Below are 25,972 nucleotides of genomic sequence, written 5' to 3'. Positions count from 1 at the left end.
GGCGTGAGCTGCGCGCCACCGTCAGCTCGGCGGCGTCGCGTCGTCCTTCGGGGACGCGACAGAGTCCGTCGCCGGGGCGACGTGAGGCTCACGCTCGTACAGGAGCCCGGGCGCGGGCGCGGGCTGAGCCGGGGTGGCCGGCTGCGCGGGGGCCTGCGCCGCCGGCGGCAGCACGGCGGGCTGGGCCGGGGCCTGGGGCTTGGCCGCGTCGGAGTCGTCGGCCAGGTCCTTGACCTCGTTCTTGAAGATCTTCATCGACTGGCCGACGCTCTTCGCGAGGTCCGGCAGACGACGCGCCCCGAACAAGAGCAGCACGACGACGAGCAAGACGATGACGTGCCAGGGCTTCACAGCGACACCACTCCCTGATGGATCGACGGGCGGGACCGACCCCGTCCGTCGCGGCCTCCTCGCCGGACCGCTCGTCCCATCGTAGGGCCTGTGCGGGGGCGTCCGGGCACATGCGTGGCCGCGCAGGTCAACGACGCGTCGGACCGGGTCAGCGGTTGAACTCGTCCCAGCGTTCGTACGTCGCCCGGTGCGAGGCCTTCCGCCGCGCCTTGCGGTCCTCCCGCTCGAGCCGCAGGGTCAGGAGCCGTGCCCGGTGCTCGGCGGGGTCGTCGAAGAGCGTGGGCCGGATCCCGGTCTGTGCCGCCTGCTGCGCGGCGACCGCGGCGTCGATGCTGCGCGACAGGTCCTCGAACGCCCGTCCGGCGGCCGACAGCTCGGCGAACAGGGCCTTGCCCGAGCGCCACAGGCGCAGCCCGACCAGCGCGAACGTGGCCACCGCTCCGAGCGCGAGGACCCACCACACGAGCGTCCACACGGTCATGCCCCAGCCTCGCCCTCGTCGTCGGTGTTCAACCCCAGCCGAGCGTAGGCGCCGAGCGCGGCACGCGCCGCCTCGGCCACGTCGACCGCGGGCCACGACGGGGTGACCGACCGCACGTGCCGCGCCTGCTGCAGGAGCAGGTGCCGCAGCCAGACGGGGTCGGCGACGCGCAGCGTGACCTCGAACGTCCCGTCGTCACGGTTGCGCACGGACTCGACCGGCACCTCCTCGGCCACCCAGCGGGCCTGCGAGTCGAAGACGACCGTCACGAGCTCGGCGGACTCGTCCGGGACGAACGCCACCCGCTCGACGCCGCGTGCGTCGTCGTGCCCCGCGACCGGCTCGGACAGGACCTCGGCCTCGAGGATCCGGTCGAGCCGGAACGTGCGCTGGTCGCTGGAGCGGTAGCACCAGGCGAGCAGGTAGGAGTGCTCGTCCTCGGTGACGAGCCGCAGCGGGTCCACGTCGCGCTCGCTCGAGACGTCCGCCGCGGTCACGTAGCGGATCCGCAGCCGGCGCCCCCGCACGAGCGCGTCGCGCACGGTCGCGGCCACGGCCGGGTCGCCCTCGAGGGCGAGCTCCACGTCGACGGCAGCAGCGGCCTCGCCCGTCGCGTCGGTGAGCTTCTCGAGCGCCGAGTCGACGACGGAGCGCCCGGCGGGCCCGACGGTCGCGACCGCGGAGCGCAGCGCGCGCAGGGCCGCGACCAGCGCCACGGCCTCCCGGGTGCCCAGGCGCAGGGGGCGCGTCATCCCACGGGCCTCGACCAGCCGCACGACGCCCTGCTCGAGCGCACCCGCGTCGAAGTCGAGCAGGTCGTCGGGCCAGTAGCCCGGCGTCCCCGACACCCACAGCGCGTCGACGTCCAGCAGCACCTGCTGCGGCGAGACGCCGAAGCGCTCGGCCAGCTCGTCGACCGGTACCGCCCCCGCCGCGTCGAGGTACGCGACCATCCCCAGCAGGCGCACCAGGCGCTCGTCGGCCCGTTCAGCCACGGTCCACCCCCGCTCCGTCCTGCTCGCCGTCCTCCACCGGGTCGAGGCCCGCGGCCGTGCGCAGGCGTGCGACGACGGCGTCGCGCAGGTCCGGCGGATCCAGCACCACCACCGCGTCCGCGTACCCCGCGAGCTCCGAGGCGAAGCCGCCGAGGCTCGTGAACGGGACGGCCAGGACGTCGCGCCCGTCGGCCACCGGGTCCTCGGCCGGGTCGGCCCACGCCGGCTCCGGTCGGACGGCCCGCGCGCGGACGGCGCCCGCCCGCTCGGGCACGACCGCGAGGCGCGCAACACGCTCCTGCCCCCCGCGCCCCGACAGGAAGGCGTCCACGTCCACCTCGGCCGGCGGCTCGAACGCCCCGGGGGCCCCGCTCGCGCGCACGTTCCCCTCGATCCGGCTCAGCCGGAACGCGCGCGGCGCCCGGCGGTCCCGGTCACGCCCGAGGACGTACCAGCCGCCACGCCGCGCAGCCAGCCGCCACGGCTCGACCTCACGCTCGCGCACCTCCCCCGTCGACGCCGCCCGGTACGTGAACCGCACGGGCCGGCGGTCCTGGATCGCGTCGAGGAGCGGACCGAACGCGCGCCCCGCGGCACGCACGCGCGGGGTCAGCCCCGCGACCGCGTCGGTCCCGGCGTCGCCCGCCCCCGGGTCGCCCCGACCCGCGGCCCGCAGCTTCGTCAGCGCGCGGGCGGTGTCCGTGCGCAGGGTCTTGTCCTGCCAGAACTGTGCCGCCAGCGACAGCACGCCCAGCTCGGCCGACGTCAGGGCCACGGGCGCCAGCGTGTACGCGTCGAGGTCGACCCGGTAGCCGACGTCGTCGCTGTGCCCTCCCGCGTCCACGGTGAGCACAGGGATCCCGAGCTCGCGCAGCGTGTCCTTGTCACGCTCGAACATCCGCTCGAAAGCGTCGGGCGACGGGGCGTCCCCGTACCCGGCCACGGACGTGCGCACCTGCTGCTTGCTCATCGACGACGGCGCGTTCACGAGCGCGATGACGAGGTTCAGCAGGCGTTCGGCCGGCGGGATCTGGGAGGGCATCGGCACCACGCTACTGGCCTGTAGCGTTGCCGTGTGATCACGTGGCGCTCGGGGACGGTGGTGTCGCACGGGCGGAGCTGGCCCGGCGCGCTCGAGATGACGGTCCGGCTGACCGGCGACGACCCTCGGGACGCCGCCGCCGACGACCGTGACCACCGGGCCGAGCCAGACGTCCGGGCGCTCGCGTACACGCACCTGGTGGGCGAGCCCGCGCCGGGCTCGCGCGTGCTCCTCAACGTCGGCGCTCTGCGCCGCGGCCTCGGGACGGGCGGGTACGCGCTCGTCGTCGCACCCGCAGACGACCTCCCCGCCGACCCGCCGCCCGGCCCCGGCCACCTCGTCAAGGCCCGCTACACGCCGCTGCAGACCCTCGTCCTCGGCGTCGACGAGCAGGAGTCCGAGCACCACGACGCCCTGCGGGACGCCGACGACCTGGCCGGCCTGCCCGTCGTCGTCGCCGACCTGCACTCCGCACTGCCCGCCGTCCTCGCCGGCGCCCGGCACGCCGCAGCCCGGGCCGGCCGCCGTCCGCCCCGCGCCGTGTACGTCATGACCGACGGCGGCGCGCTGCCCGCCGCCTTCTCCCGCACCGTCGCCGGGCTGCGCGAGGCCGGCTGGCTCGACGCGTGCATCACCGTCGGCCAGGCCTTCGGCGGCGACCTCGAGGCCGTCACCGTGCACACCGGGCTCCTCGCGGCCCGCCACGTGGCGGGCGCGGACCTCGTCGTCGTCACGCAGGGACCCGGGAACCTCGGCACGGGCACCCGGTGGGGGTTCTCGGGCGTCGCCGCAGGCGAGGCCGTGAACGCCACGGCCACCCTCGGCGGCCAGGCTGTCGCCTCGCTCCGCGTGTCGGGCGCCGACGCCCGCGACAGGCACCGCGGCGTCTCCCACCACTCGCTGACCGCCTACGGGCGCGTCGCCCTCGCCCCCGCGGACGTCCCGGTGCCCACGCCCGACGCCGACGTCGCCTCCGCCTGGCCCGCTGGCCTGCCCGAGCGCGTGCGCGAGCAGGCGGCGGCGCTCGCGGACGCCCCCGCCGGGCACCGGCTCGTCGACGTGCCCGCCGACGCCGCGCTCCTCGCCGCGCTGGGCACGACGCCCGTCGGCCTGTCGACGATGGGACGCGGGCTCGAGGGCGACCCGGCGTCCTTCGTCGCCGCGGCCGTGGCCGGAGTGCACGCCGTCGACCTCTGATCGGCCCGCAGGCACCGACCCGCCGCATGTGACGAACGCCACCGCGTGGAGCGCAAAAATGCACCCGGTGCATACGTGCACCGGGTGCAAGAATTAACGCATGTCCCCTGTCACCGCTGAGCTCGTCGAGCCCGCGCTCGGCACGCGCGAACGCAAGAAGCGCGCCACCCGCCGCGCCCTCATCGCGTCCGCGCAGACCCTCGTGGCCGAACGCGGACTCGACGGCGCCACAATCGAGGACATCTGCGAACGGGCCGGAGTAGCCCGCCGCACCTTCTTCAACTACTTCGAGACCAAGGAGGACGCCACCCTCGGGTGGAGCGAGGACGTCGTCGACCCCGCTGCGGGCGAGCGCTTCGCCGCCGGCGGCCCCTCCGGAAATCTCCTGGACGACCTCGTCACCCTCGTGGGTACCGTGCTCGCCGCGCACGACTTCCGGCACGACGAGATCCACCGCAAGGGCGAGCTCGTCCGCGGCGAGCCACGCCTCCTCGCCCGCCAGCTCTGGCGGTTCGAGCAGACCATGACGACGACGGCGGACCTGTTCCGCCGACGCGCCCGGCTCGGCCTCGACGACCAGTCGCTCGACGGCGAGGTCGGCGCGTTCCTCGTCGTCTCGCTGGTCCGGCTCACCCACCAGCTCTGGACGGTGAACGGCGAGCAGGGTGAGCTCGCCGACCACCTCCCGACGGCCGTCGACCAGCTCGGACAGCTGTTCACGACCTGACGCCACGCCGCCTCCCCGCGGCCACGAACCTCACCCCCGCCCCCCGCTCGACCCCAGGAGTCACGTTGTCCTCCCCCACCGAGTCCGTCCCACCCGCCCAGGCGGCCGCCGCAGGCCCACCGGAACCCGCCGGTCCCGTCGTCGTGCTCAACCAGCGCACGATCTGGGTCATCTTCTCCGCGCTCATCGCCGGGATGTTCCTGTCCTCGCTCGACCAGATGATCGTGTCGACGGCCATGCCGACGATCGTCGGCGAGCTGCACGGCGTCGAGCACCAGGCCTGGCTCGCCACCGCCTACCTGCTCGCCATGTCCATCGTCATGCCGCTCTACGGCAAGTTCGGTGACGTGTGGGGCCGCCGCTGGCTGTTCCTCGTCGCCATCGGCGTGTTCACGGTCGCGTCCGCCGGCGCCGGCATGTCCACGTCGTTCGGCGAGCTCGTGTTCTTCCGCGGACTCCAGGGCGTCGGCGGCGGCGGGCTCGCCATCCTCGCGATGGCGATCATCGCGGACATCGTCCCCGCGAAGGACCGCGGCAAGTACATGGGCCCCATGGGCGGCATCTTCGGCCTCGCCGCCGTCGCCGGCCCCCTCCTCGGCGGGTGGTTCACCGAGGGCCCCGGCTGGCGCTGGTGCTTCTGGATCAACGTCCCTATCGGCATCATCGCGTTCGTCGTCGCCTACAGGGCGCTCAAGCTGCCCTCGCACCACGCGAGCAAGCACGTCGACTGGCTCGGCGCCGTCACCATGGCGCTCGCGACCACCGGCATCATCGTCGCCGCGTCCTGGCCGAGTCTCGCCAACGAGAAGGGCTACGACTGGGGGGCGCCGGGCCTGCTCGGGACCGTCGTCGCCACGGTCGTGCTCGCCCTGGTGTTCGTCATGGTCGAGCTGCGTGCCGAGGACCCGATCCTGCCGCTGCGGCTCTTCAAGAACAGCACCTTCACCCTGACCACCGCGATCGGCTTCGTGATCGGCGCCGGCATGTTCGCGGCCATCCAGTTCCTGCCGACGTACCTGCAGATCGTCAAGGGCGAGGGCGTCACGGCGTCCGGCCTGCTCCTCATCCCGATGATGGTCGGCATGATGGGCGCCGCGATCGTGTCCGGTGCCCTGATCGCCAAGCGCGGCAAGTACCGCGTGTACCCGATCGTCGGTCTGGCGATCGCCGCGGCGGACCTGGCGTGGCTCACGACGCTCGCCGTCGACACGAGCCTGTTCGTGTTCGGCGCGATGATCTTCGTCTTCGGCCTGGGTATCGGCCTCGTGATGCAGAACATCATCCTTGCGGTCCAGAACTCGGTCGACCCGCACGAGATCGGCGTCGCGACCAGCGCGAACTCGTACTTCCGCGAGATCGGCGCGACGCTCGGCATCGCGGTGGTCGGCACGATCTTCCAGTCGCGCTTGATCGAGCGACTGAAAGACGTGGCAACTCAGGCTGGTGGCGCGTCTTCCGGCCTCAGCCCCGACTCGGTGACGCCCGACGGCGTCAAGCAGCTCCCCGAGCCCATCCACTCGGGCGTGCTCAACGCCTACGTGGATGCGCTCGCGCCGACGTTCTGGTACCTCGTGCCGATCGGCGTCCTCGCGCTCGTGATGGCGTTCTTCCTCCCGCAGCTCAAGCTGTCGGAGACCGCCGGCATGGTCGCGCGCGGCGAGGCCGTCGCGGCCCCGAGGCCCGACGGCGCGCAGGGGCTCGCCGACGGCGCCGCGGCAGAGTCCGAGACGGTCGCCGTGGGCGCCGCCACGGAAGGCTCACCCGCGGGGCAGGCCGCGCCGGGTGGCGCGTCCGCTCCCCCGCGCCAGGAGGACTGAGCGCGTCAGGCGTCGGTGACGCCGCCGTCGAGGTCCGACAGGTCGACCGGGACGTCGCGCTTCGCCTCCGGCTCGACGACGCCGTCGCCCCCGACGGTGGCGTCGTCGGGCACGGTCGCGGGTGCGCCGTCGTCGGGGGCCGTGAGCCGGGCCGGACCGACGACCGAGACCCGGTCCCCGAACGTCCAGTCGCCCTCGACGGTCAAGGACTCGGCGAGCACGAGCGAAGGGACGCCGTGCGGGAAGTGCGCGTCGAACGCGCCGACCGTGCGGTAGTGCTCCGGGTCGAGCGTGATCTCCGGCTCCGGGACGGTCGCGCGCAGCGTGCCGTCGTCGCCGAGCGCGTAGACGTCCGAGCGCAGCCTCAGCAGGTCGTCGGTCGTCTTGACGGGCAGGAAGCGCTCGCGCCCGACCTCGATCACCGCGGCGTCGTCGAACAGCTCGATGGCCGCGCCCATCGCGGTCTCGATCTGGATCACGCGCGGCGAGGACCCGTCGGAGGGGTCCACCGTCTTCTCGTTGCGGATGAGCGGGAGCGGCAGCACGCCACCCTTCTCCTCGAGCAGGGCGGCGAGGCGGTCGAGGTCGAGCCACAGGTTGTTGGTGTTGAAGAACGCGTGGCGCTCGATGTCCGACGCGGCGTCCTTGTCGTCGTCGGCCACCTGGGACGTCTCGCGCAGCACGATCCGATGGTCCGACGCCCGGACGACGAGATGACCGCCCTTGCGGTCGGCCGGCGTCCGGCGCGCCACCTCGGCGCCGAAGCCGGCGCCCGTCGAGGCGAACCAGCCCGCCATCGCCGCCGACGGTGCCGAGCCCAGGTTGTCCGCGTTGGACACCGCGGCGTACCGGAAGCCGGCCTGGCGGAGCGCGTCGAGGACGCCCGAGCTCTGCAGGGCGGTGTACAGGTCGCCGTGCCCCGGCGGGCACCACTCGAGGCTCGGGTCCTGGGGCCACTCGACGGGGGTGAGGTCGTCGGCGAGCAGCTTCGGCTCGCGGTTCTGCAGGAAGTCCTGCGGCACGCCGTCGACGGCGAGGTCCGGGTAGCGCTCGAGTGCGGCGAGGCTGTCGTCGCGGGTCCGGAAGCTGTTCATGAGGACGAGCGGGAGGCGGACGCCGTGCTCCTCGCGGGCCGCGAGGACCTGCCGGGCGATGACGTCGAGGAACGTCAGCTCGCCCCGCACCGGGAGGAGGGACTTGGCCCGGTCCATGCCCATCGACGTGCCTAGGCCGCCGTTGAGCTTGATCAGCGCCGTGCGTCCCAGCGCCTCGCGGGCGGCGTCGTCGGGCTCCGCGTCGAAGTCGTGCGCGTCCGCGACGTCGGTGAGCGGCTCGACGTCGGACTCGGGGAGGATGCCCGTCGCGCCCTCCTCGAGCAGGTGGTAGCCGTGCTCGAAGACCTTGATCGCGACGTCGGGCACCCCCGCGTCGCGCATCTTGTCCCGGGCGAGGTCGAGGCCTGAAGGTCCGTCCATGGGTCCGATCGTAGGGGCGGACCCTCGCCTGGTCGCGGTGGGTCTCGCTACGGTAGGACGGTGACCAGCACCTCAGCGCTCCCGTCCGCCGAGTCCTTCGCCGCCGAGTTCCGCGACCAGCTGCTCCACGAGCAGGGCGTGAGCCTGCGGAACGCCTCGCCGACCGACCTCTACACGGCGCTCGGACGTACCGTCCGCCGTCACCTCGTCGACGGGTGGTTCGACACCCTCGCGACCCAGCTCCCCCGTCGTTCCAAGGTCGTGGCCTACCTGTCGGCCGAGTACCTGCTCGGGCGACAGCTCGAGAACGCCCTCCTCGCCACGGGCCTGACCGACGTGGCCCGCGAGGCGCTCACGTCGCTCGGCGTGTCCTTCGAGGACGTCGTCGAGCAGGAGGTCGAGCCCGGCCTCGGCAACGGTGGCCTCGGCCGCCTCGCCGCGTGCTTCATCGACTCCCTCGCCACCCTCGACATCCCGGCCGTGGGCTACGGCATCCGCTACGAGTACGGGATCTTCCGGCAGACGTTCGTCGACGGGCGCCAGGTCGAGCAGGCCGACGACTGGCTCGCGCTCGGGTCACCCTGGGAGCTGCCGCACCCCGAGATGGCCGTGACGGTGGGCTTCGGAGGCCACGTCGAGGCACCCGAGGCCGATGCCGGGACCGACGATCGACGCACCTGGGTCCCGGGCTGGACCGTCGAGGCCGTGCCCTACAACTACCTCGTCCCCGGCTACGGGACCCGCAACGTCAACACGCTGCGGCTGTGGAGCGCCCGCGCCACCAAGGCGTTCAACCTCCAGACGTTCAACGCCGGCGACTACGAGGCGGCCGTCCGGGGCCAGACGTACGCCGAGAACATCTCCAAGGTGCTCTACCCCGAGGACTCGACGCCGCAGGGCAAGGAGCTGCGCCTGCAGCAGCAGTACTTCTTCGTGGCCGCGTCGCTGCGCGACCTGCTCGACCGGATGGTCCGCGACCAGGACTGGGACGCCATCCCCGACCGCGTCGCGTTCCAGCTCAACGACACCCACCCCGTGATCGGCATCCCCGAGCTCATGCGGATCCTCGTCGACGACCACGGCGTCGCCTGGGAGCGCGCGTGGGACATCACACGCCGCACCTTCAACTACACGTGCCACACCCTCCTGCCCGAGGCGCTCGAGGTGTGGTCCGTCGAGCTGCTCGGCCGGCTGCTGCCCCGGCACCTCGAGATCATCTACCGGATCAACGAGGAGTTCCTCGACGGGCTCCGCGCCGAGGGCGCGAACGAGCTCCAGCTGCGCCGGATGTCGATCATCCAGGAGAGCCCCGAGCGCGCCGTGCGCATGGCCTACCTGGCGACTGTCGGCTCGAGCCGCGTCAACGGCGTCGCCGAGCTGCACAGCCAGCTCCTGCGCGACGTCGTCCTGCACGACTTCTCGCAGCTGTGGCCCGACCGGTTCACGAACGTCACCAACGGCGTCACGCCGCGCCGGTTCCTGCGCCTCGCCAACCCCGGGCTTTCGGCCCTCGTCGACGACGCGATCGGCGACGGCTGGGTCCGCGACCTCGACCAGCTCCGCGGCCTCGAGCCGTTCGCCGACGACCCGGCGTTCCGCGAACGCTTCCGCGCGGTCAAGGCCGCGAACAAGCAGCGGCTCAGCGGCCTGCTCGAGTCGCGGGACGGCATCGTCGTCAGCCCGGACGCCATGTTCGACGTCATGATCAAGCGGCTGCACGAGTACAAGCGCCAGATGCTCAAGGTCCTGCACGTCGTCACGCTCTACGACCGAGTCCTGCGCGGCGAGCTGCGCGCCGAGGACATCACCCCGCGCGTCGTCGTCTTCGGAGCCAAGGCCGCGCCCGGCTACAAGATGGCGAAGGAGATCATCGCGCTCGTCAACGCGGTCGGCACCGCCGTCGACGCCGCCCCCGAGCTCCAAGGCCGGCTGCGCGTCGCGTTCCCCGCCAACTACAACGTGACCCTGGCCGAGAAGCTCATCCCCGCCGCCGACCTGTCCGAGCAGATCTCGCTCGCCGGCAAGGAGGCGTCAGGCACGGGCAACATGAAGCTCGCCCTCAACGGCGCGCTCACCGTCGGCACCCTCGACGGCGCGAACGTCGAGATCCGCGACCTCGTGGGCGACGACAACTTCTTCCTGTTCGGCCTCACCGAGCCCGAGGCGCAAGCCGTGCAGGACGCCGGCTACGACCCCGGCTCCTACTACGAGGCCGACGCCGACCTGCGCGGTGCCATCGACCTCATTGCGTCGGGCGCGTTCTCGGGGGGCGACCGCACCGTCTTCGAACCGATCGTGTCCGACCTGCTCTGGAAGGACCGCTTCCTCGTCCTCGCCGACTACCGCGCCTACCTCGACGCCCAGGAACGCGTCGAGACCGCCTACGCCGACCCGGACGCCTGGTCCCGGTCCGCGATCCTCAACGTCGCCCGGTCCGGCTTCTTCAGCTCCGACCGGTCGATCCGCGACTACCTGGACCGCGTCTGGCACGCGAACCCCGTCCCCGCGGAGCCGCGCGCCAGCTGAGGGCCCCTGCCCAGCGGGACGCTCCGGTCCGCCCTAGCGTGGGCTCATGGACTGGGCCGCCTGGTTCGGCACCGACGAGTACGACGTCGCGCGCGAAGTCCTGCTGAGGGGCTTCGCGGCGCTCGCGATCGTCGCGCTCGCGTCCGCCCTGGCACAGTTCCCCGCGCTGCTCGGCGAGCACGGCCTCGAGCCCGTCCCCCGGTTCGTCGCCCGGACCTCGTGGCGGCGCGCGCCCTCCGTCTTCCGGTGGCGGTACACCGACCGCCTCTTCCGCGGCTACGCATGGGTCGGGGTGGCGCTCGCGGGGAGCGTCGTCGTCGGGCTGGCCCAGGCGGGGCCGTGGTGGGTCGTAACCGTCGTGTTCCTGCTGCTGTGGGTGCTGTACCTGTCGATCGTGAACGTCGGGCAGACGTTCTACTCGTTCGGCTGGGAGTCGCTGCTGTGCGAGGCCCTGTTCCTGCTCGCGTTCCTGGGCTCGACCCGGGTCGCGGTGCCCGTCGTCATCCTCGGTCTGTCGCGCTGGCTGCTGTTCCGGCTCGAGTTCGGCGCGGGGCTGATCAAGCTCCGCGGCGACCGCGCCTGGCGCGACCTGACGGCGATGTACTACCACCAGGAGACGCAGCCCCTGCCGGGTCCGTTGTCCTGGTGGGCGCATCACCTGCCGTCGTGGTGGCACCGGCTGGAGGTGGTCGGCAACCACGTGGCACAGCTCGGCGCCCCCGTGCTGCTCGCGGCGCCGCAGCCCGTCGCGTCGGTCGGCGCGGGCGTCATGGTGCTCACCCAGCTCTGGCTGGTGCTCACGGGGAACTTCTCGTGGCTCAACTGGGCGGCGATCGTCCTCGCGCTCGGGGTCGTGAGCGACGGCGTGTGGGCTCGGGTGCTCCCCTGGGTGCCCGACGACGACGCCGTGGCCGTGGGATCCCGGCCGCCCGACGTCGTCCCGGTCGCCTTCGCGGTGGTGGTCGGCCTGGCGGCGGTGCTCCTGCTGGTCAAGAGCCGGCGGCCCCTGCTGAACCTCTTCTCGCGCCACCAGCTCATGAACGCGAGCTTCGACCGCTACCGGCTCGTCAACGCCTACGGCGCGTTCGGGTCCGTCACGAAGGACCGGTTCGAGGTCGTCGTCGAGGGCACGCGCGAGCTCGGAGAGGTGCGCGAGCCCCGCTGGGCCGCGTACGAGTTCCGGGGCAAGCCGGGCGACGTGCGCAGGCGCCCGCCCCAGGTCGCGCCCTACCACCTGCGGCTCGACTGGCTCATGTGGTTCCTCGCGCTGCGCGGGTACCGGGACCCGTGGAGCGGCTCGTGGTTCGACGTCTTCCTCCTGCGGCTGCTCGAGGCCGACCGGCCGACGCTCGCCCTTCTGCGCCGTGATCCCTTCCACGGCGAGCGGCCCGTCGCCGTCCGGGCCGTGCTGTACCGGTACCGGTACACGAGCCGTGAGGAGCGCCGTCGGACGGGCGCGTTCTGGACGCGCGAGGAGCTCACCGTCCTGGAGCCTCCGCTCACGCTCGCTGAAGCCCGCCGCTCCGCGGTGTGAGCACGGCCGGGCCGAGGTGCGAAGGCCGCGGTCCCGGGTCACGGTGGACACGGCGGCGTGACGGTCGCGCCGCTCGAAGGAGGTCTGAGGATGGCAACCCGCAAGCCCACCCCGCACTACACGGTCCCCGGTATGTCCCTGGAGGACGGGCAGAAGGTCGCGGCGATCCTCCAGGACCGGCTGAACTCGCTCAACGACCTCGCGCTGACGCTCAAGCACGTGCACTGGAACGTGATCGGCCCGCACTTCATCTCCGTGCACGAGATGATCGACCCGCAGGTCGAGGAGGTCCGGGCGATGGTCGACCAGACGGCGGAGCGCATCGCGACCCTCGGGGTGGCGCCGCAGGGCACGCCCGGCGCGATCGTCGCGGGCCGGACCTGGGAGGACTACTCGCTCGGCCGCGCGTCGGCGATCGCGCACCTGGGTGCGCTGGACGAGGTGTACCAGGGCGTGATCGCGGCGCACCGGCAGGCCGCGGACGACACCGCTGACGTCGACGACGTCACGAACGACATGCTGATCGGCCACCTGCACTCGCTCGAGCTGTTCCACTGGTTCGTGCGTGCGCACCTGGAGAACGCCGGTGGTGACCTGTCCACGGAGGGCAAGCGCACCGAGAAGTCGGCTGCGGGCGCGGCCGAGTCGGGGGCCCGCGGGAAGCCCTGACGGCCCGCCACGGTCCGAACGGCGCCGGTGGCTCAGCTCTCGAAGGGAGCGGGGTCGCCGGCGCCGACGCGTACGACCTCGGGGGCGCCGCCGGTCAGGTCGACGACGGTGGTGGGCTCCGTGCCGCAGTCCCCGCCGTCGACGACGGCGTCCACGGCGTGGTCGAGCTCCTCCTTGATCTGCCAGCCGTCCGTGAGCGGGTCCTCGTGCCCGGGCAGCAGGAGCGTGGAGGACACGATCGGCTCGCCGAGCGCCCGGACGATCGCGAGCGCGACCGGGTTGTCGGGGATCCGGACCCCGACGGTGCGCTTCTTCGGGTGCGCGAGGCGGCGCGGGACCTCGCCCGTGGCCTTGAGGATGAACGTGTACGGGCCGGGAGTCGCGGCACGGATCGACCGGAACGCGGCGTTGTCGACGATGACGAACTGGCCGAGCTGGGCGAAGTCGGCGCACACGAGCGTGAAGTCGTGCCGGGCGTCGAGGTGCCGGAGCTTCCTGATGCGTTCGGGGCCGGTGCGGCTGCCCAGCCGGCAGCCGAGCGCGTAGCACGAGTCGGTCGGGTAGACGATGAGGTCGTCCTCACGCACGAGCTGCGCGACCTGCTCGATCGAGCGTGGCTGCGGGTTGACGGGGTGGACGTCGAAGTAGCGCGCCATACGTTCGAGCCTAGGACGAGTCGGCTCCCGGAGTGAGGAGGCGCCCGGGGAATACCCCGGGTGTGCTTCCCGTTGACGCCGTCGATACATGCAAACGCATGGACCAGACGAGCGAGGCAGCGGGAGCGCAGCATGCAGTACGGCATCTTCACGGTCAGCGACGTCACCACCGACCCGACGACCGGGCGCACGCCCGACGACACCGAGCGGGTGCGCAACATCCTTACCATCGCCAAGCACGCCGACGAGGCCGGGCTCGACGTCTTCGCGACCGGGGAGCACCACAACCCGCCGTTCGTCGCGTCCTCGCCCACGACCATGCTCGGCTACCTCGCCGGCGTGACGAAGAACATCACGCTCTCGACCGCCACGACCCTGATCACCACGAACGACCCGGTCCGCATCGCCGAGGAGTACGCGATGCTCCAGGTGATCTCCGACGGCCGCATGGACCTCATGCTCGGCCGCGGCAACACCGGCCCGGTCTACCCGTGGTTCGGGCAGGACATCCGGCAGGGCATCAACCTCGCGATCGAGAACTACGCGCTGGTCCGCCGCCTGTGGACCGAGGACGTCGTCGACTGGCAGGGCAAGTTCCGCACCCCGCTCCAGGGCTTCACCTCGACCCCGCGCCCGCTCGACGGCGTCCCCCCGTTCGTCTGGCACGGCTCGATCCGCTCGCCCGAGATCGCCGAGCAGGCGGCGTACTACGGCGACGGGTTCCTGCACAACAACATCTTCTGGCCCATGGAGCACACCAAGCAGATGGTGGCGTTCTACCGCCAGCGCTTCGAGCACTACGGCCACGGCCGCGCCGACCAGGCGATCGTCGGGCTCGGCGGCCAGGTGTTCGTCCGCAAGGACTCGCAGAAGGCCTGGGACGAGTTCCGGCCCTACTTCGACAACGCCCCCGTCTACGGGCACGGCCCGTCGATGGAGGACTTCACCCGCGAGACGCCCCTGACCGTCGGCAGCCCGCAGCAGGTCATCGACCGGTACGCGGCCTTCCGCGAGGACGTCGGCGACTACCAGCGCCAGCTCTTCCTCGTCGACCACGCGGGCCTGCCGCTGAAGACCGTGCTCGAGCAGATCGACATCCTCGCCGAGGACATCGTCCCCGTGCTGCGCGCGGAGGCCGACAAGCACCGCCCCGAGGGCGTGCCGTCGAACCCGCCCACGCACGCCGATCTCGTCGCCAAGGCGCAGGCCGCGGGCGAGGCCACCGGCCTGCACGTAGTCGGAGAGGACCGGTGGACCGGCCGACGCGCCGAGGACGACGCCGACGAGACCGCCGAGGCGGCGACCCGATGACCACGACCCCGACCGCCGGTGCGACACTTGACGTGGTCAACCGACCCGACGATCTCAGCATCAGAAGGAGCATCGTGAACCAGCCCGAGCCCGCGAGCACCGTCGGCCCGCGCCACGTCGTCCTCGTCTCCGCCGGCCTGAGCCAGCCGTCGTCGACCCGCCTGCTGGGCGACCGGCTCGCCGAGGCGACGGTCGCTGCGCTCGCCGAGCAGGGCGTGGACGCGACCGTCGAGACGGTCGAGCTGCGCGACCACGCGCACGCGATCATGGACGCGATGCTCACGGGGTTCGCGTCCGGGGACCTCGCCCAGGTGATCGAGGACGTGACCGGCGCCGACGCGCTCGTGCTCGTCACGCCCCTGTTCACCACGACCTACTCGGGGCTGTTCAAGTCCTTCGTGGACATCCTCGACAAGGACTCGCTGGTCGGGATGCCCGTCCTCCTCGGAGCGACGGGCGGCACGCCGCGGCACTCCCTCGCCCTCGAGTACGGGCTCCGGCCCCTGTTCACCTACCTGCGGGCCGACGTCGTGACGACGAGCGTCTTCGCCGCGACCGACGACTGGGCCGAGGCGGGTGGCAGCGCGGGGACGCTCCCCGAGCGCGTCCGACGCGCGGGCGGCGAGCTCGCCCGCACCGTCGCCTCACGGGCGCCGCGCGCGCAGGCGTCGGGGTCTGCCGAGCCCTTCTCCGGGACGCCCTCGTTCGAGGACCTGCTGGGCGGGCTCGCCGGCTGACGCGGGATCCGCTCGGACCCTCGCGCGAGCGGTCCGGACGGCGGAGACTGGAGGCCGGGTCCGCGGGGTGCGACGCACCCCGCGGGCCGGCGCCGTCGAGTCCCCGGAGGATCCCCCGCGTGAGCACGTCCATCGCCAGCCCGCCGCTCGACGGCGCACCGCCGCGCAGCGCGCCCACCGTCCCGCAGCAGCCCGCGGGCTCCGGGACCGGCGCCGGTCGCTCCGACCGGGCCCGGCCCGTGCTGCTCACGGTCGACGACGACCCCGGCGTCTCGAGGGCCGTGGCACGCGACCTGCGCCGCCGGTACGGCGAGACGTACCGCGTCGTCCGGGCCGAGTCCGGCGAGCAGGCCCTCGACGTCCTCCACGAGGTCAAGCTGCGCGGCGAGACGGTCGCGGTGCTCGTCGCCGACCACCGCATGCCGGGGATGAGCGGGATCGAGTTCCTCGAGCAGGCGATGGACCTGTTCCCGGCCGCGCGCCGCATCCTCCTGACGGCCTACGCGGACACCGACGCCGCGATCCAGGCGGTCAACGTCGTCGACCTCGACCACTACCTCCTCAAGCCCTGGGACCCGCCCGAGGAGAAGCTCTACCCCGTCCTCGACGCCCAGCTCGAGGCGTGGTCGCGCCGCGCCCCGCAGCCCGTCGCCGAGACGAAGGTCGTGGGGCACCGGTGGCACGCGCGCTCGTCGGAGGTCCGCGAGCTCCTGGCACGCAACGCCGTCCCCTACCGCTGGTACGCCGTCGACTCGCCCGAGGGCGACCGGCTGCTCACCGCGGCCGCCGGGCGGCTCGGCACCACGTTCGCCGACCCGCCCCCGCTGCCCGTGGTCGTCACGCCCGACGGCGGTGTCCTCGTCGCCCCCGACGACTCCGAGCTCGCGGAGCGCGTCGGCCTGGTGACGCGGCCGTCGTCGGACTTCTACGACCTCGTGGTCGTGGGAGGCGGACCGGCCGGCCTGTCCGCGGCGCTCTACGGCGCGTCCGAGGGGCTGCGGACCGCGCTCGTCGAACGGACCGCGACGGGCGGGCAGGCGGGCCAGTCGTCCCGGATCGAGAACTACCTCGGCTTCCCCGACGGCGTGTCGGGGAGCCAGCTCACGGAGCGGGCCAGGCGGCAGGCGCTGAAGTTCGGGGCCGAGCTCGTGACCACCCGAGAGGTCGTGGGCCTCGACGTCGAGGGCTCCGCGCACACCGTGCGGCTCTCCGGCGGGCAGAGCCTGGACGCGCAGACCGTCATCCTCGCGAGCGGGGTCTCGTACCGGATGCTCGGCGGTCCGGGGCTCGCGCGTCTCGTGGGTCGCGGCGTGTACTACGGCTCCGTCCTCACGGAGGCTCCCTCGTGCGCGGGCGAACGGGTCCTGGTCGTCGGCGGTGCGAACTCGGCCGGCCAGGCCGCGGTGTTCCTCGCGCGCGACGCCGCGCGCGTGACGCTCGTGGTCCGCGCAGCGTCGCTCGAGCAGGGCATGTCGAGCTACCTCGTCGACCAGGTGCGCGCGCACCCGCGGATCGACGTGCGGCTGGGCGCCGAGGTCGTCGAGGCGAACGGGGACGACCACCTCGAGGGAGTCGTCCTGCAGGACGTCTCCACGGGCGACCGGACGCCCGTCGAGACCGGGTGGCTGTTCGTCTTCATCGGCGCGGCACCTCGCACCGACTGGCTCGACGGCGTCGTCGTCCGCGACGCGCACGGCTTCGTCGTCGCGGGCCCGGACCTCCTGCAGGACGGCGCGCCGCCGGCCGGCTGGGGGCTCGACCGTCCGCCGTACCACCTCGAGACGAGCGTGCCCGGCGTGTTCGCGGCGGGCGACGTCCGGTCCGAGTCCGCCAAGCGCGTGGCGTCGGCCGTCGGCGAGGGAGCGATGGCCGTCATGCTCGTGCACCGGTACCTCGATCAGCGATGACGGACCAACGATGACGGACCAACGATGACGGACCGACGACGGGAGACACGATGACGGAGCACCAGCCGTGGGACGGGCGGGCCGGTCGCGCTGCCGGACCGTGCGTCGTCGGGCCGGACGAGCCGTGCGACATCGACGAGCTGCGCACGCTCTTCCTGTTCGAGAAGCTCGACGACGACCAGCTCGTCTGGTTGTGCGAGCACGGCGCCGTGCAGCAGGTCGGTCCCGGCATGCTGCTGACGGAGGGCGACCCGGCCCGGTGCCTGTTCGTGCTCATGGAGGGTGAGGTCGCCACCTATCGCCGGGTGGGCGACGACGACGTCGAGGTGAACCGCACGGACCAGCGCGGCGTCTACTCGGGGGCATGGAGCGCCTACCTCGGGGACCGGGCGCCGCAGACCTACCAGCAGTCGCTGCGCGTGCTGCGGCCCTCACGGTTCTACGTGCTGTCCGCGGACGACTTCCGCGAGCTCATGACGTCGTGGTTCCCCATGGCGGTCCACCTGCTCGAGGGGCTGTTCTTCGGGCAGAAGAGCACCGAGCGGGCGGTGGGCCAGCGCGAGCGCCTGCTCGCGCTGGGATCGCTGTCCGCGGGGCTGACCCACGAGCTGAACAACCCCGCGGCGGCCGCCTCCCGCGCGACCGCGACGCTGCGCGAGCGCGTGGCCGGCATGCGGCACAAGCTCTCGTTCATCGCCGCCGGACCGTACGACCGGACGAGCATCGCGACCCTCATCCAGCTCCAGGAGGAGGCGGTCCAGCACCTGCACGACGCCGCGGGCGAGGGCACGGCACCCAGCCCCCTCGAGGCGTCGGACCTCGAGGACGAGCTGGTCGACTGGTTCGACGGGCACGGGCTGCGCGCCGGGTGGGACCTCGCGCCCGCGTTCGTGCAGGCGGGCGTCGACGGGCCGTGGCTCGACAAGGTCGCGGCCCTCGTCGCCCCGGACGCGCTCGACGGGGCGGTGCGCTGGATCGGCTACACGCTCGAGACCGAGCAGCTCATGGGCGAGATCGAGGACGCCACCACCCGGATCTCGACGCTGGTCGGCGCCGCGAGACAGTACTCGCAGATCGGCCGGGCGCCCGAGGGTCGGGCGGACCTGCACGAGCTGCTCGACTCGACGCTCGTCATGCTCGAGCACGCCCTCGGGCCTGCCGTCGACGTCGTCCGGCACTACGACCGGACGCTCCCGCCCGTGCCCGTGTATGCCGCGGAGCTCAACCAGGTGTGGACGAACATCGTCGACAACGCCGCGCAGGCCATGGGCGGCCGGGGCGGGTCGGGCACGCTCACGATCACGACGCGGCGCGCCGCCGACGCGCCCGACGACGCCGTGGAGGTCGAGATCGGCGACACGGGCCCGGGCATCCCCGCCGACGTGCTGCCCCGCATCTTCGAGCCGTTCTTCACGACGAAGCCCGTGGGCTCGGGCACGGGGCTCGGGCTCGACATCGCGTGGCGGATCGTGGTGACCAAGCACCACGGCGACCTGCGGGTGACCTCCCAGCCCGGGGACACGCGGTTCGTCGTCCGCCTCCCGCTCATGGCCCCGACCGCCGACCAGCCGACCCCCTGACCGCGACGTCGGCGTCGCGAGGTGTCAGAGGTCGCGGACCGGGGCGACGGCCGGGGTCACGACGTCGCGCACCCACGCGGCCAGCGACGTGGCCGGCGGGCGCAGGATCACCGTGTCCACGCCGAGCGCCGCGAACCCGCGCATCTCGTCGACGAACCCGTCGACATCGCCGGCGAGCAGCTTCTCGCCGCCGTGGAGCGTGGTGACCCGGATCTCGGCCGGGTCGCGGCCGACGTCGTCGCAGTGGCGGTGCAGCACATCGAGCAGGTGCCGAAGCCTGTCCGTGTCGGCGGCGAAGAGGTTGCAGGCGTCGGCGTGCTTCGCGACGAGCCGCAGCGTCACTTTCTCCCCCGAGCCGCCGATCATGATCTCCGGCTTGCTGAGGGGCTGCGGGGAGCACAGCGTCTCGCCGAGCCGGTAGTGCGCGCCGTCGAACGGGCCGTCGTTCGCCGGGTCGTACATCTGCCGGGCGATCAGCACGGCCTCCTCCATGCGCTGGAACCGCTCCTTGAGGGGCGGGAACGGCACGCCGAGCGCCGCGTGCTCCTCCTCGTACCAGGCCGCGCCGATGCCGAGGGTCGCCCGGCCTCCGGCGAGGACGTCGAGCGTCGCGACGGTCTTGGCGAGAAGCCCCGGGTACCGGTACGTCACGCCGGTGACGAGGGCTCCGAGCTGCACCGTCTCGGTGCGGGCGGCGAGGAACCCGAGCGTCGTGTAGGCCTCGAGCATCGGGTCCGACGCCGGGAAGCCGGCGCGAACCATCTGGAACCAGTGGTCCATGACGGACAGCCAGCCCAGCCCCGCCTCCTCGGCGGCGTCCGCCGTGTCGAGGAGCTCCTGGCGCAGGGCCGTGGAGGGGACCGAGTCGAACCGCATGAGGTGAGCACCGAGTCGCATGCCTCGATGCTTCACCTTCGAGCGCGCTCGAAGTCAAGCGTCAGTCGTCGGCGGGGACCTTGATGAGCACACCGGCGACGACGAACAAGGCGGCCACGAGGAGCTGGACGATCCCCCACCACGCGCCGTGGAAGTCGAACGCGACCACGGGGTTCCACAGGACCACGGCCGCAGCGAGCGGGAGCACCCACACGAAGGCCTTCGCCTGCACGGCGAACACGATCATGATGAGCGCGAGGATCGCGACCAGGTAGCGGATCACGGTGAACCCGCCCGACGACGACGAGAACCCCGTCCCGACGAGCGTCGCGATCCCGCCGAGGATCCCGGGTAAGAGTGCGGACCGGAGGGTGCCGTCGTCGCCGTACCGGTCGGCGGGCCGGCCGCCCGAGCGGTTCCCCGGTGCGGGACTGGACGGGCGGCGGGGCGGGTTCGGGCTCACGCCTCGAGCCTACCGAGCGACGCCGGCCTCTCCGACCCGGTACCGGTACGCGCGTACCACGTAGGATGCCGGGATGCGTCGCCGCGGACCTGCCGGAGCCGGCCCTTCCTCCGGTCGGCTGGCGCACGCCTACCTGCTCGTCACGGTGCTCGTCGTCGCCGCGAACCTGCGCGGCGCCATCACGGCCGTCGGTCCCGTGATCGACGACATCGGCGACGACACCGGCCTGTCCGCCGGTGCGCTCGGACTCCTCGGGGCCGTCCCCCTCCTGACGTTCGCGATCGTGTCCCCGCTCGTCCACACGCTCGCGCGCCGCATGGGCACCGAGCCCGCGGTCGGCCTCGCACTGTGGGTGCTCACCGCGGGGACCGCGATCCGGTCCGTCGCCGCGGTGCCCGGCGCCCTGTGGGTCGGTACCGTCCCGCTCGCGGCCGCGATCGCCGTCGGGAACGTGCTCGTCCCGGCGCTCGTCAAACGGGACTTCCCCGACCACGTGCCCGTCGTGACGGGGGTCTACTCGGCCGTGATGAGCAGCTTCGCCGCGGTCGCGTCGGGGATCGCCGTGCCGCTCGCGGCGATCGGCGGCTGGCAGCTCGCGCTCGGCGCGTGGGCCGGCCTCGCGCTGCTCGGGGCGCTGCTCTGGCTCCCCCGCAGCCGCTCCCACACCCCGCCGCCCGACGACGACCCCCAACCGCTCGGCGTCGCGCCGTGGCGCAGCGCGACCGCCTGGCAGGTCGCGCTCTACATGGGGCTGCAGTCCAGCGGGTACTACCTGCTGGTGACCTGGCTGCCGCAGATCGAGCACGACCGGTCCGGGACCTCCCCCTCCGGAGCCGGCTGGCTCCTGTTCGCGATGCAGATCGTCGGGATCCTCGCGGGGCTCGCGATCGGGCCCGTGCTGCACCGCCAGCACGACCAGCGGCTCGTGGCCGCCGGCGTGTCGGGCCTCATGATGGTCGCGGCCGTCGGGCTGATCGTGGCACCGGGGGCACACGTGCTCTGGGTGCTCGTCGCGGGCGCGAGCTCGGGCGCCTCGCTCGTCGTCGCGCTCTCGCTGTTCGCCGCCCGCACCCGCACCGCGCACGACGCCGGCCGCCTGTCCGGGATGGCGCAGGGCGTCGGCTACCTCGTCGCCGCGGGCGGCCCCACCGTCGCCGGCCTGCTCCACGACGCGACCGGCGCCTGGGTCGCGACGCTCACCCTCGTCGCCGTCGTCGCGGCCGTCCAGCTCGTGGCCGGGCTCCTCGCGGGACGCAACCGCTACGTCGTCGAGCCCATCGTGCGGGCCGCCGCGTAGAGGCGCACGAGCTCTGACCCGATCCGGGCGAGCTCGGCCCGCACCGCCGGCGGGTCCTCGACCTCCAACATCGCACCCCAGCCCGCAAGGTGCCGGGCGAGGTCGAGTGGCGTCGGGTCGGCGACCCGCACGCGCGCCCGGCCGTCCGGGGCGGCGTCGACCTCGCGCAGGTGGCGACCGAACTGCGTCCGGAGCACCGGCACCCAACGTCGGTCGACGACGACGGTCGCCCAGGTCCCCGACCGCCGCTCCTCGACCTCGGCCACGACGGCGATCCACTCATCGTCGACGTCGAGGTCCGACGGCCTCTCGAACGTCCGCCCCGTGGCCTCGGCCGCGACGACCCGGTCAAGCCGGAACGTCCGCCTCCCCCGCTCCGTCCCCGCGACGAGGTAAGCGACGCCGTCCTTGTCGACGAGCCCCCACGGCTCGACGGTCCGCTCCGACCGCGCTCCCGCATGGTCCATGTAGACGAGGCGGAGCGCGACCCGGTCGACGACGGCGAGCCGGACGACGTCGAGACCCGGCGGCTCGCCGGTGTCCGGTGACGACCCCCATGCGAGGGGATCGACGCCGACGGCGTCCGCGGCAGCCTCGGCGTGCGCGCGGAAGGTCGCCGGCAGCGCCTGGAGGACCTTGCGGAGCGCGCGCCCCGCGGCGTCGCCGGGAGCGCTCCCCCGGTGCGCCGACCCGACGAGCAGGAACAGGGCGCGCGCCTCCTCCGCGGTGAGCCCGGTCAGGTCGGTCCGCGCTCCCCCGACGAGCTGCCACCCGCCGCCCCGGCCCGGCTGCGGGTAGACGGGGATACCTGCCGACGAGAGCGCCTCCAGGTCGCGACGGGCCGTCGCGACCGAGACCTCGAGCTCGGCGGCGAGCTCGCCCGCGGTGGCCCGACCACGCGACTGCAGGAGCAGGAGGGTGGCGACGAGCCGGTCCGCGCGCATGCCCCGATTCTCTCGCGAAAATTGCTCACAGGTTGAGCACTTCGACCGACAGCATGGAACACGTACCGAGAAGAAGCCCACCGAGGAAAGGCGAACGACCATGCTGCGAGGACTCACGACCATCACCTACACCGCCGACGACGTCAACGCCGCCCGCGACTGGTACGCGACGCTCCTCGGCCAGGAGGCGTACTTCGCCCAACCCGCCGAGGACACGCCCGCGTACGTGGAGTTCCGCGTCGGCGCCGACGGGGACGAGCTCGGCATCATGGACCGCCGGTTCGCCGCCGCCGCGGTGCGGGACGCAGCCGCAGGCGCGGGCGTGACGGTCTACTGGGCCGTCGACGACGTCGACGCGACCCTGGCACGGCTCGCCGAGCTCGGCGCCACACCCCACGAGCCGCGCACCGAACGCGGACCCGGTTTCGTCACCGCGTCCATGCTCGACCCCTTCGGCAACGTGCTCGGCGTGATGGAGAACAGCCACTTCGACGACCTCGCCGACCGCCGGGCGACGAGCTGAGGCCGCCCGACAGCTACGACGGGACGCGTCACCGTGGCCGGGCGCCCTCGAGCAGCGCAGCCATGCGGTCCTTCGTCGGCGAGCGCTCGGCGGCGAGGTAGACGACGACGTGCACGTCGGGCAGGTCCGCGGGCACGAGCTCGTGGTGCTCGAACGCGAGCTCCCCCGCCACCGGGTGGGTGAACCGGCGCTCGCGGGACGCGAACCGCTCGACGCGATGGTCGGCCCACGCGCGGGCGAAGTCCTCGCTCTCGGCCCGCAGCCGCCCGACGAGCGCCACGTGCTCGGGCAGCGCGAGCCGGGGCCCGGCCTGGGCCCGGTACTCGGCGAGGAACCGCCGGCTCGTGGTCTCCCAGTCGGGCAGGAGGGCCCGGTCGTCGGGGTCCGTGAAGATCACGAGCAAGAGGTTGCGGTCCTCGGGCGCCATGGCTGCGACGTTCGGGTAGAGCACCTCGTACGCCCGGTTCCAGCCGACGATCGCCCAGTCGGGGGCGAGCGCGAACGCCGGGGAGGGCGCCTGGGCGTCGAGGAACCGCTGCAGGTGGGCGGGGATCTCCTGGGGTGGGACGGCAGCCGCTGCCGGAGCAGGCGCGTAGCCCGCGAGCGACAGCACGTACTCGTGCTCGGCCGCCGAGAGCCTCATGGTCACGGCGAGCGCGTCCAGCACCTGCCGCGACGGGTTGATGTCGCGGCCCTGCTCGAGCCACGTGTACCAGGTGATGCTCACCCCGGCCCGGGCGGCGACCTCCTCGCGACGCAGCCCGGTCGTGCGGCCGCGGGCGACGGGTGGCAGGTCGTGCTCGGCCCGGTCGAGCTGCTCGCGCCGGGCCCGCAGGAAGGCGCCGAGCTCCTTGCGCCGCTCGGTGTCGCCGCTCACGCCGTCCTCCTTCCCACGTTCACCAGCCTAGTCCGGCACTAGTACTCCCACTACTAGCACCAGCGCCGTCTTCCGGTTTCGGGGATGACTGTGAGGGAATGTGACCATGCCCTCGCTCCGTTCTCGCACCGTCACCCATGGCCGCAACATGGCCGGCGCCCGCGCACTGATGCGCGCGTCCGGCGTCGCCTCGAGCGACATCGGCAAGCCGATCGTCGCGGTCGCGAACTCGTTCACCGAGTTCGTCCCCGGCCACACCCACCTCCAGCCCGTCGGCCGGATCGTCTCGGAGGCCATCCAGGCCGCGGGCGCGATCCCCCGCGAGTTCAACACGATCGCCGTCGACGACGGCATCGCGATGGGCCACGGCGGCATGCTCTACTCGCTGCCGAGCCGCGACCTGATCGCCGACTCCGTGGAGTACATGGTCAACGCGCACTGCGCGGACGCGCTCGTGTGCATCTCGAACTGCGACAAAATCACACCCGGCATGCTCATGGCCGCGCTGCGCCTGAACATCCCGACGGTCTTCGTCTCGGGCGGCCCCATGGAGGCCGGACGGGCGACCCTCGTCGACGGGACCGTGCGCAAGCTCGACCTCATCGACGCCATGACCAACGCGGTCTCCGACGCGGTGTCCGACGCCGACATGCTCCGCATCGAGGAGAACGCCTGCCCCACGTGCGGGTCCTGCTCCGGCATGTTCACCGCCAACTCGATGAACTGCCTCACCGAGGCCATCGGGCTGTCGCTGCCCGGCAACGGCTCCGTCCTCGCGACGCACACCGCGCGTCGTGCGCTGTACGAGGACGCGGGGCGGACCGTCGTCGAGATCGCGAAGCGCTACTACCAGGACGACGACGCGTCCGTCCTGCCGCGCTCCGTCGCCACCCCCGAGGCGTTCGGCAACGCGATGGCGCTCGACATCGCGATGGGTGGCTCGACGAACACGATCCTGCACCTGCTCGCCGCGGCCCAGGAGGCCGAGGTGGACTTCGGTCTGACGGACATGGACGCGCTCTCGCGTCGCGTGCCGTGCCTCACCAAGGTGGCGCCGAACGTCGCGCCGCAGGGCACGTACTACATGGAGGACGTGCACCGCGCCGGCGGCATCCCCGCGATCCTCGGCGAGCTGTACCGCGGCGGGCTGCTCCACGACGACGTGCACGCCGTGCACTCCGCCTCGATCAAGGAGTGGCTGGACGACTGGGACGTGCGCGGCGGGTCCGCCACCGACGAGGCCGTGGACCTGTGGCACGCGGCTCCCGGAGGGCAGCGTTCGGCGACGGCGTTCTCGCAGTCCGAGCGGTGGGAGTCCCTGGACACCGACGCCGCGACGGGCTGCATCCGCGACGTCGCGCACGCGTACTCCAAGGACGGCGGCCTCGCGGTGCTGCGCGGCAACCTCGCGGTCGACGGCGCCGTCGTGAAGACCGCGGGCGTCGACGAGTCGATCTGGACGTTCGAGGGCCCGGCCGTGGTCTGCGAGTCGCAGGAGGAGGCCGTCGAGAAGATCCTCGCCAAGCAGGTCAAGGCAGGCGACGTCGTGGTGATCCGCTACGAAGGCCCCAAGGGCGGCCCGGGCATGCAGGAGATGCTGTACCCGACGTCGTTCCTCAAGGGCCGCGGCCTCGGCAAGGTGTGCGCGCTCGTGACGGACGGCCGGTTCTCCGGCGGCACGTCGGGCCTGTCGATCGGGCACGTCTCTCCCGAGGCCGCGTCGGGCGGCACCATCGCGCTCGTCGAGGACGGCGACCTGGTCCGCATCGACATCCCCACCCGCGCCATCGAGCTCCTCGTGCCCGACGACGTCCTCGCAGCCCGGCGCGACGCGCTCGGCGGGCGGTACGCGCCGAAGGACCGGGTCCGCCCCGTCTCGGCGGCGCTCCGCGCGTACGCCGCGCTGGCGACGTCGGCGGACAAGGGCGCCGTCCGCGACCTGAGCGTGCTCGAGAAGGTCGCCGCCGGCAGCCTCTGAGGCTCGCGA

23 protein-coding genes are annotated in these 25,972 nt (G+C 73.0%); 13 read left to right on the top strand and 10 right to left on the bottom strand.

Translation table 11 applies throughout. The features are described 5' to 3' along the window. Positions 1-21 precede the first annotated feature (21 nt). The 4 genes from tatA to KDY119_RS08870 all read right to left on the bottom strand — a co-directional run bounded on the left by tatA (position 22) and on the right by KDY119_RS08870 (position 2,869). Positions 22-351: a Sec-independent protein translocase subunit TatA gene (gene tatA, locus KDY119_RS08885; protein WP_153022214.1), complete on the bottom strand. Its 330-nt coding sequence runs from the start codon at positions 349-351 to the stop codon at positions 22-24. A gap of 148 nt (positions 352-499) precedes the next feature. Next, a complete protein-coding gene (locus tag KDY119_RS08880; RefSeq protein WP_036950241.1) occupies positions 500-832 on the bottom strand; it encodes a hypothetical protein in 333 nt (110 codons plus the stop codon). Further along, positions 829-1,827, bottom strand: coding sequence for a helix-turn-helix transcriptional regulator (locus KDY119_RS08875; protein ID WP_153022213.1), 999 nt, complete (start codon positions 1,825-1,827; stop codon positions 829-831). Before KDY119_RS08875 ends, KDY119_RS08880 begins: the two co-directional genes overlap by 4 nt. Continuing rightward, a complete protein-coding gene (locus tag KDY119_RS08870; protein WP_153022212.1) occupies positions 1,820-2,869 on the bottom strand; it encodes a helix-turn-helix transcriptional regulator in 1,050 nt (349 codons plus the stop codon). Before KDY119_RS08870 ends, KDY119_RS08875 begins: the two co-directional genes overlap by 8 nt. Positions 2,870-2,902: 33 nt before the next feature. On the opposite strand from KDY119_RS08870, the gene KDY119_RS08865 reads away from it, so the two are divergent. From KDY119_RS08865 to KDY119_RS08855, 3 genes are all read left to right on the top strand, one after another. Then, the gene (locus KDY119_RS08865; protein ID WP_153022211.1) at positions 2,903-4,066 is read left to right on the top strand and encodes a DUF3866 family protein; all 1,164 of its coding nucleotides are present in this window, start codon (positions 2,903-2,905) and stop codon (positions 4,064-4,066) included. A gap of 100 nt (positions 4,067-4,166) precedes the next feature. Then, a complete protein-coding gene (locus tag KDY119_RS08860) occupies positions 4,167-4,793 on the top strand; it encodes a TetR/AcrR family transcriptional regulator (protein ID WP_051136554.1) in 627 nt (208 codons plus the stop codon). A gap of 65 nt (positions 4,794-4,858) precedes the next feature. Beyond that, entirely contained in the window at positions 4,859-6,610 is a 1,752-nt protein-coding gene (locus KDY119_RS08855) for an MDR family MFS transporter (protein ID WP_083890834.1), read from the top strand. A 5-nt stretch (positions 6,611-6,615) separates the two neighbouring features. Here the strand turns inward: KDY119_RS08855 and KDY119_RS08850 are convergent, their stop codons facing one another. Further along, positions 6,616-8,085 (bottom strand): UTP--glucose-1-phosphate uridylyltransferase, encoded by a 1,470-nt coding sequence (locus KDY119_RS08850; RefSeq protein ID WP_083890835.1) that lies wholly within the window; start codon positions 8,083-8,085, stop codon positions 6,616-6,618. A gap of 60 nt (positions 8,086-8,145) precedes the next feature. Between KDY119_RS08850 and KDY119_RS08845 the strand changes: the two genes are divergently transcribed. The 3 genes from KDY119_RS08845 to KDY119_RS08835 all read left to right on the top strand — a co-directional run bounded on the left by KDY119_RS08845 (position 8,146) and on the right by KDY119_RS08835 (position 12,814). Then, the gene (locus KDY119_RS08845; protein WP_036950243.1) at positions 8,146-10,611 is read left to right on the top strand and encodes a glycogen/starch/alpha-glucan phosphorylase; all 2,466 of its coding nucleotides are present in this window, start codon (positions 8,146-8,148) and stop codon (positions 10,609-10,611) included. Between the two features lie 46 nt (positions 10,612-10,657). Further along, the gene (locus tag KDY119_RS08840; RefSeq protein ID WP_036950245.1) at positions 10,658-12,145 is read left to right on the top strand and encodes a lipase maturation factor family protein; all 1,488 of its coding nucleotides are present in this window, start codon (positions 10,658-10,660) and stop codon (positions 12,143-12,145) included. Positions 12,146-12,235: 90 nt separating this feature from the next. Then, positions 12,236-12,814: a Dps family protein gene (locus tag KDY119_RS08835; protein ID WP_036950247.1), complete on the top strand. Its 579-nt coding sequence runs from the start codon at positions 12,236-12,238 to the stop codon at positions 12,812-12,814. 32 nt (positions 12,815-12,846) lie between these two features. Here the strand turns inward: KDY119_RS08835 and KDY119_RS08830 are convergent, their stop codons facing one another. Further along, entirely contained in the window at positions 12,847-13,470 is a 624-nt protein-coding gene (locus KDY119_RS08830; RefSeq protein WP_036950250.1) for an L-threonylcarbamoyladenylate synthase, read from the bottom strand. Positions 13,471-13,602: 132 nt separating this feature from the next. Here KDY119_RS08830 and KDY119_RS08825 point away from each other — a divergent pair, with 132 nt between their 5' ends. The 4 genes from KDY119_RS08825 to KDY119_RS08810 all read left to right on the top strand — a co-directional run bounded on the left by KDY119_RS08825 (position 13,603) and on the right by KDY119_RS08810 (position 19,005). Beyond that, complete coding sequence (locus KDY119_RS08825; RefSeq protein WP_036950252.1) at positions 13,603-14,781, top strand: LLM class flavin-dependent oxidoreductase; 1,179 nt, start codon at positions 13,603-13,605, stop codon at positions 14,779-14,781. A 74-nt stretch (positions 14,782-14,855) separates the two neighbouring features. Further along, positions 14,856-15,518: an FMN reductase gene (locus KDY119_RS08820; protein ID WP_036950989.1), complete on the top strand. Its 663-nt coding sequence runs from the start codon at positions 14,856-14,858 to the stop codon at positions 15,516-15,518. 119 nt (positions 15,519-15,637) lie between these two features. Next, the gene (locus KDY119_RS08815; RefSeq protein WP_227994585.1) at positions 15,638-17,425 is read left to right on the top strand and encodes an FAD-dependent oxidoreductase; all 1,788 of its coding nucleotides are present in this window, start codon (positions 15,638-15,640) and stop codon (positions 17,423-17,425) included. A 50-nt stretch (positions 17,426-17,475) separates the two neighbouring features. Then, positions 17,476-19,005 carry an ATP-binding protein gene (locus tag KDY119_RS08810; protein WP_083890837.1) on the top strand — a complete coding sequence of 510 codons (1,530 nt, stop codon included), beginning with the start codon at positions 17,476-17,478 and terminating at the stop codon, positions 19,003-19,005. 24 nt (positions 19,006-19,029) lie between these two features. Here KDY119_RS08810 and KDY119_RS08805 read toward each other — a convergent pair whose 3' ends face one another. After that, positions 19,030-19,902 carry an LLM class F420-dependent oxidoreductase gene (locus tag KDY119_RS08805; protein WP_036950254.1) on the bottom strand — a complete coding sequence of 291 codons (873 nt, stop codon included), beginning with the start codon at positions 19,900-19,902 and terminating at the stop codon, positions 19,030-19,032. A gap of 40 nt (positions 19,903-19,942) precedes the next feature. Then, the gene (locus tag KDY119_RS08800; RefSeq protein ID WP_083890838.1) at positions 19,943-20,344 is read right to left on the bottom strand and encodes a DUF6804 family protein; all 402 of its coding nucleotides are present in this window, start codon (positions 20,342-20,344) and stop codon (positions 19,943-19,945) included. A 73-nt stretch (positions 20,345-20,417) separates the two neighbouring features. Here KDY119_RS08800 and KDY119_RS08795 point away from each other — a divergent pair, with 73 nt between their 5' ends. After that, entirely contained in the window at positions 20,418-21,641 is a 1,224-nt protein-coding gene (locus tag KDY119_RS08795; RefSeq protein WP_153022210.1) for an MFS transporter, read from the top strand. On the opposite strand, the gene KDY119_RS08790 is transcribed toward KDY119_RS08795, so the two are convergent. Beyond that, positions 21,605-22,585 carry a helix-turn-helix transcriptional regulator gene (locus KDY119_RS08790; protein ID WP_036950259.1) on the bottom strand — a complete coding sequence of 327 codons (981 nt, stop codon included), beginning with the start codon at positions 22,583-22,585 and terminating at the stop codon, positions 21,605-21,607. The genes KDY119_RS08795 and KDY119_RS08790 overlap by 37 nt on opposite strands. A gap of 100 nt (positions 22,586-22,685) precedes the next feature. On the opposite strand from KDY119_RS08790, the gene KDY119_RS08785 reads away from it, so the two are divergent. After that, positions 22,686-23,108, top strand: a complete 423-nt coding sequence (locus KDY119_RS08785) for a VOC family protein (RefSeq protein ID WP_036950260.1) — start codon at positions 22,686-22,688, stop codon at positions 23,106-23,108. Between the two features lie 28 nt (positions 23,109-23,136). Here KDY119_RS08785 and KDY119_RS08780 read toward each other — a convergent pair whose 3' ends face one another. Next, positions 23,137-23,985 (bottom strand): helix-turn-helix transcriptional regulator, encoded by an 849-nt coding sequence (locus KDY119_RS08780; protein WP_036950262.1) that lies wholly within the window; start codon positions 23,983-23,985, stop codon positions 23,137-23,139. A 106-nt stretch (positions 23,986-24,091) separates the two neighbouring features. Between KDY119_RS08780 and ilvD the strand changes: the two genes are divergently transcribed. Further along, positions 24,092-25,963: a dihydroxy-acid dehydratase gene (gene ilvD / locus KDY119_RS08775; RefSeq protein WP_036950995.1), complete on the top strand. Its 1,872-nt coding sequence runs from the start codon at positions 24,092-24,094 to the stop codon at positions 25,961-25,963. Positions 25,964-25,972: the final 9 nt, after the last annotated feature.

It is taken from the genome of Luteimicrobium xylanilyticum, assembly GCF_009429125.1.
GTDB lineage: Bacteria > Actinomycetota > Actinomycetes > Actinomycetales > Cellulomonadaceae > Luteimicrobium > Luteimicrobium xylanilyticum.
This window is presented reverse-complemented; position numbering and strand designations above follow the sequence as displayed.

What these genes read in the sequence shown, in the direction of transcription:
- KDY119_RS08860 (WP_051136554.1), top strand. Translation starts at nt 4,167, where the DNA reads ATGTCCCCTGTCACCGCTGAGCTCGTCGAGCCCGCGCTCGGCACGCGC.
- KDY119_RS08835 (WP_036950247.1), top strand. Translation starts at nt 12,236, where the DNA reads ATGGCAACCCGCAAGCCCACCCCGCACTACACGGTCCCCGGTATGTCC.
- KDY119_RS08790 (WP_036950259.1), bottom strand. Translation starts at nt 22,585, where the DNA reads ATGCGCGCGGACCGGCTCGTCGCCACCCTCCTGCTCCTGCAGTCGCGT.
- KDY119_RS08785 (WP_036950260.1), top strand. Translation starts at nt 22,686, where the DNA reads ATGCTGCGAGGACTCACGACCATCACCTACACCGCCGACGACGTCAAC.
- KDY119_RS08880 (WP_036950241.1), bottom strand. Translation starts at nt 832, where the DNA reads ATGACCGTGTGGACGCTCGTGTGGTGGGTCCTCGCGCTCGGAGCGGTG.
- KDY119_RS08870 (WP_153022212.1), bottom strand. Translation starts at nt 2,869, where the DNA reads ATGCCCTCCCAGATCCCGCCGGCCGAACGCCTGCTGAACCTCGTCATC.
- KDY119_RS08850 (WP_083890835.1), bottom strand. Translation starts at nt 8,085, where the DNA reads ATGGACGGACCTTCAGGCCTCGACCTCGCCCGGGACAAGATGCGCGAC.
- KDY119_RS08840 (WP_036950245.1), top strand. Translation starts at nt 10,658, where the DNA reads ATGGACTGGGCCGCCTGGTTCGGCACCGACGAGTACGACGTCGCGCGC.
- KDY119_RS08805 (WP_036950254.1), bottom strand. Translation starts at nt 19,902, where the DNA reads ATGCGACTCGGTGCTCACCTCATGCGGTTCGACTCGGTCCCCTCCACG.
- ilvD (WP_036950995.1), top strand. Translation starts at nt 24,092, where the DNA reads ATGCCCTCGCTCCGTTCTCGCACCGTCACCCATGGCCGCAACATGGCC.
- KDY119_RS08825 (WP_036950252.1), top strand. Translation starts at nt 13,603, where the DNA reads ATGCAGTACGGCATCTTCACGGTCAGCGACGTCACCACCGACCCGACG.
- KDY119_RS08795 (WP_153022210.1), top strand. Translation starts at nt 20,418, where the DNA reads ATGCGTCGCCGCGGACCTGCCGGAGCCGGCCCTTCCTCCGGTCGGCTG.
- KDY119_RS08830 (WP_036950250.1), bottom strand. Translation starts at nt 13,470, where the DNA reads ATGGCGCGCTACTTCGACGTCCACCCCGTCAACCCGCAGCCACGCTCG.
- KDY119_RS08810 (WP_083890837.1), top strand. Translation starts at nt 17,476, where the DNA reads ATGACGGAGCACCAGCCGTGGGACGGGCGGGCCGGTCGCGCTGCCGGA.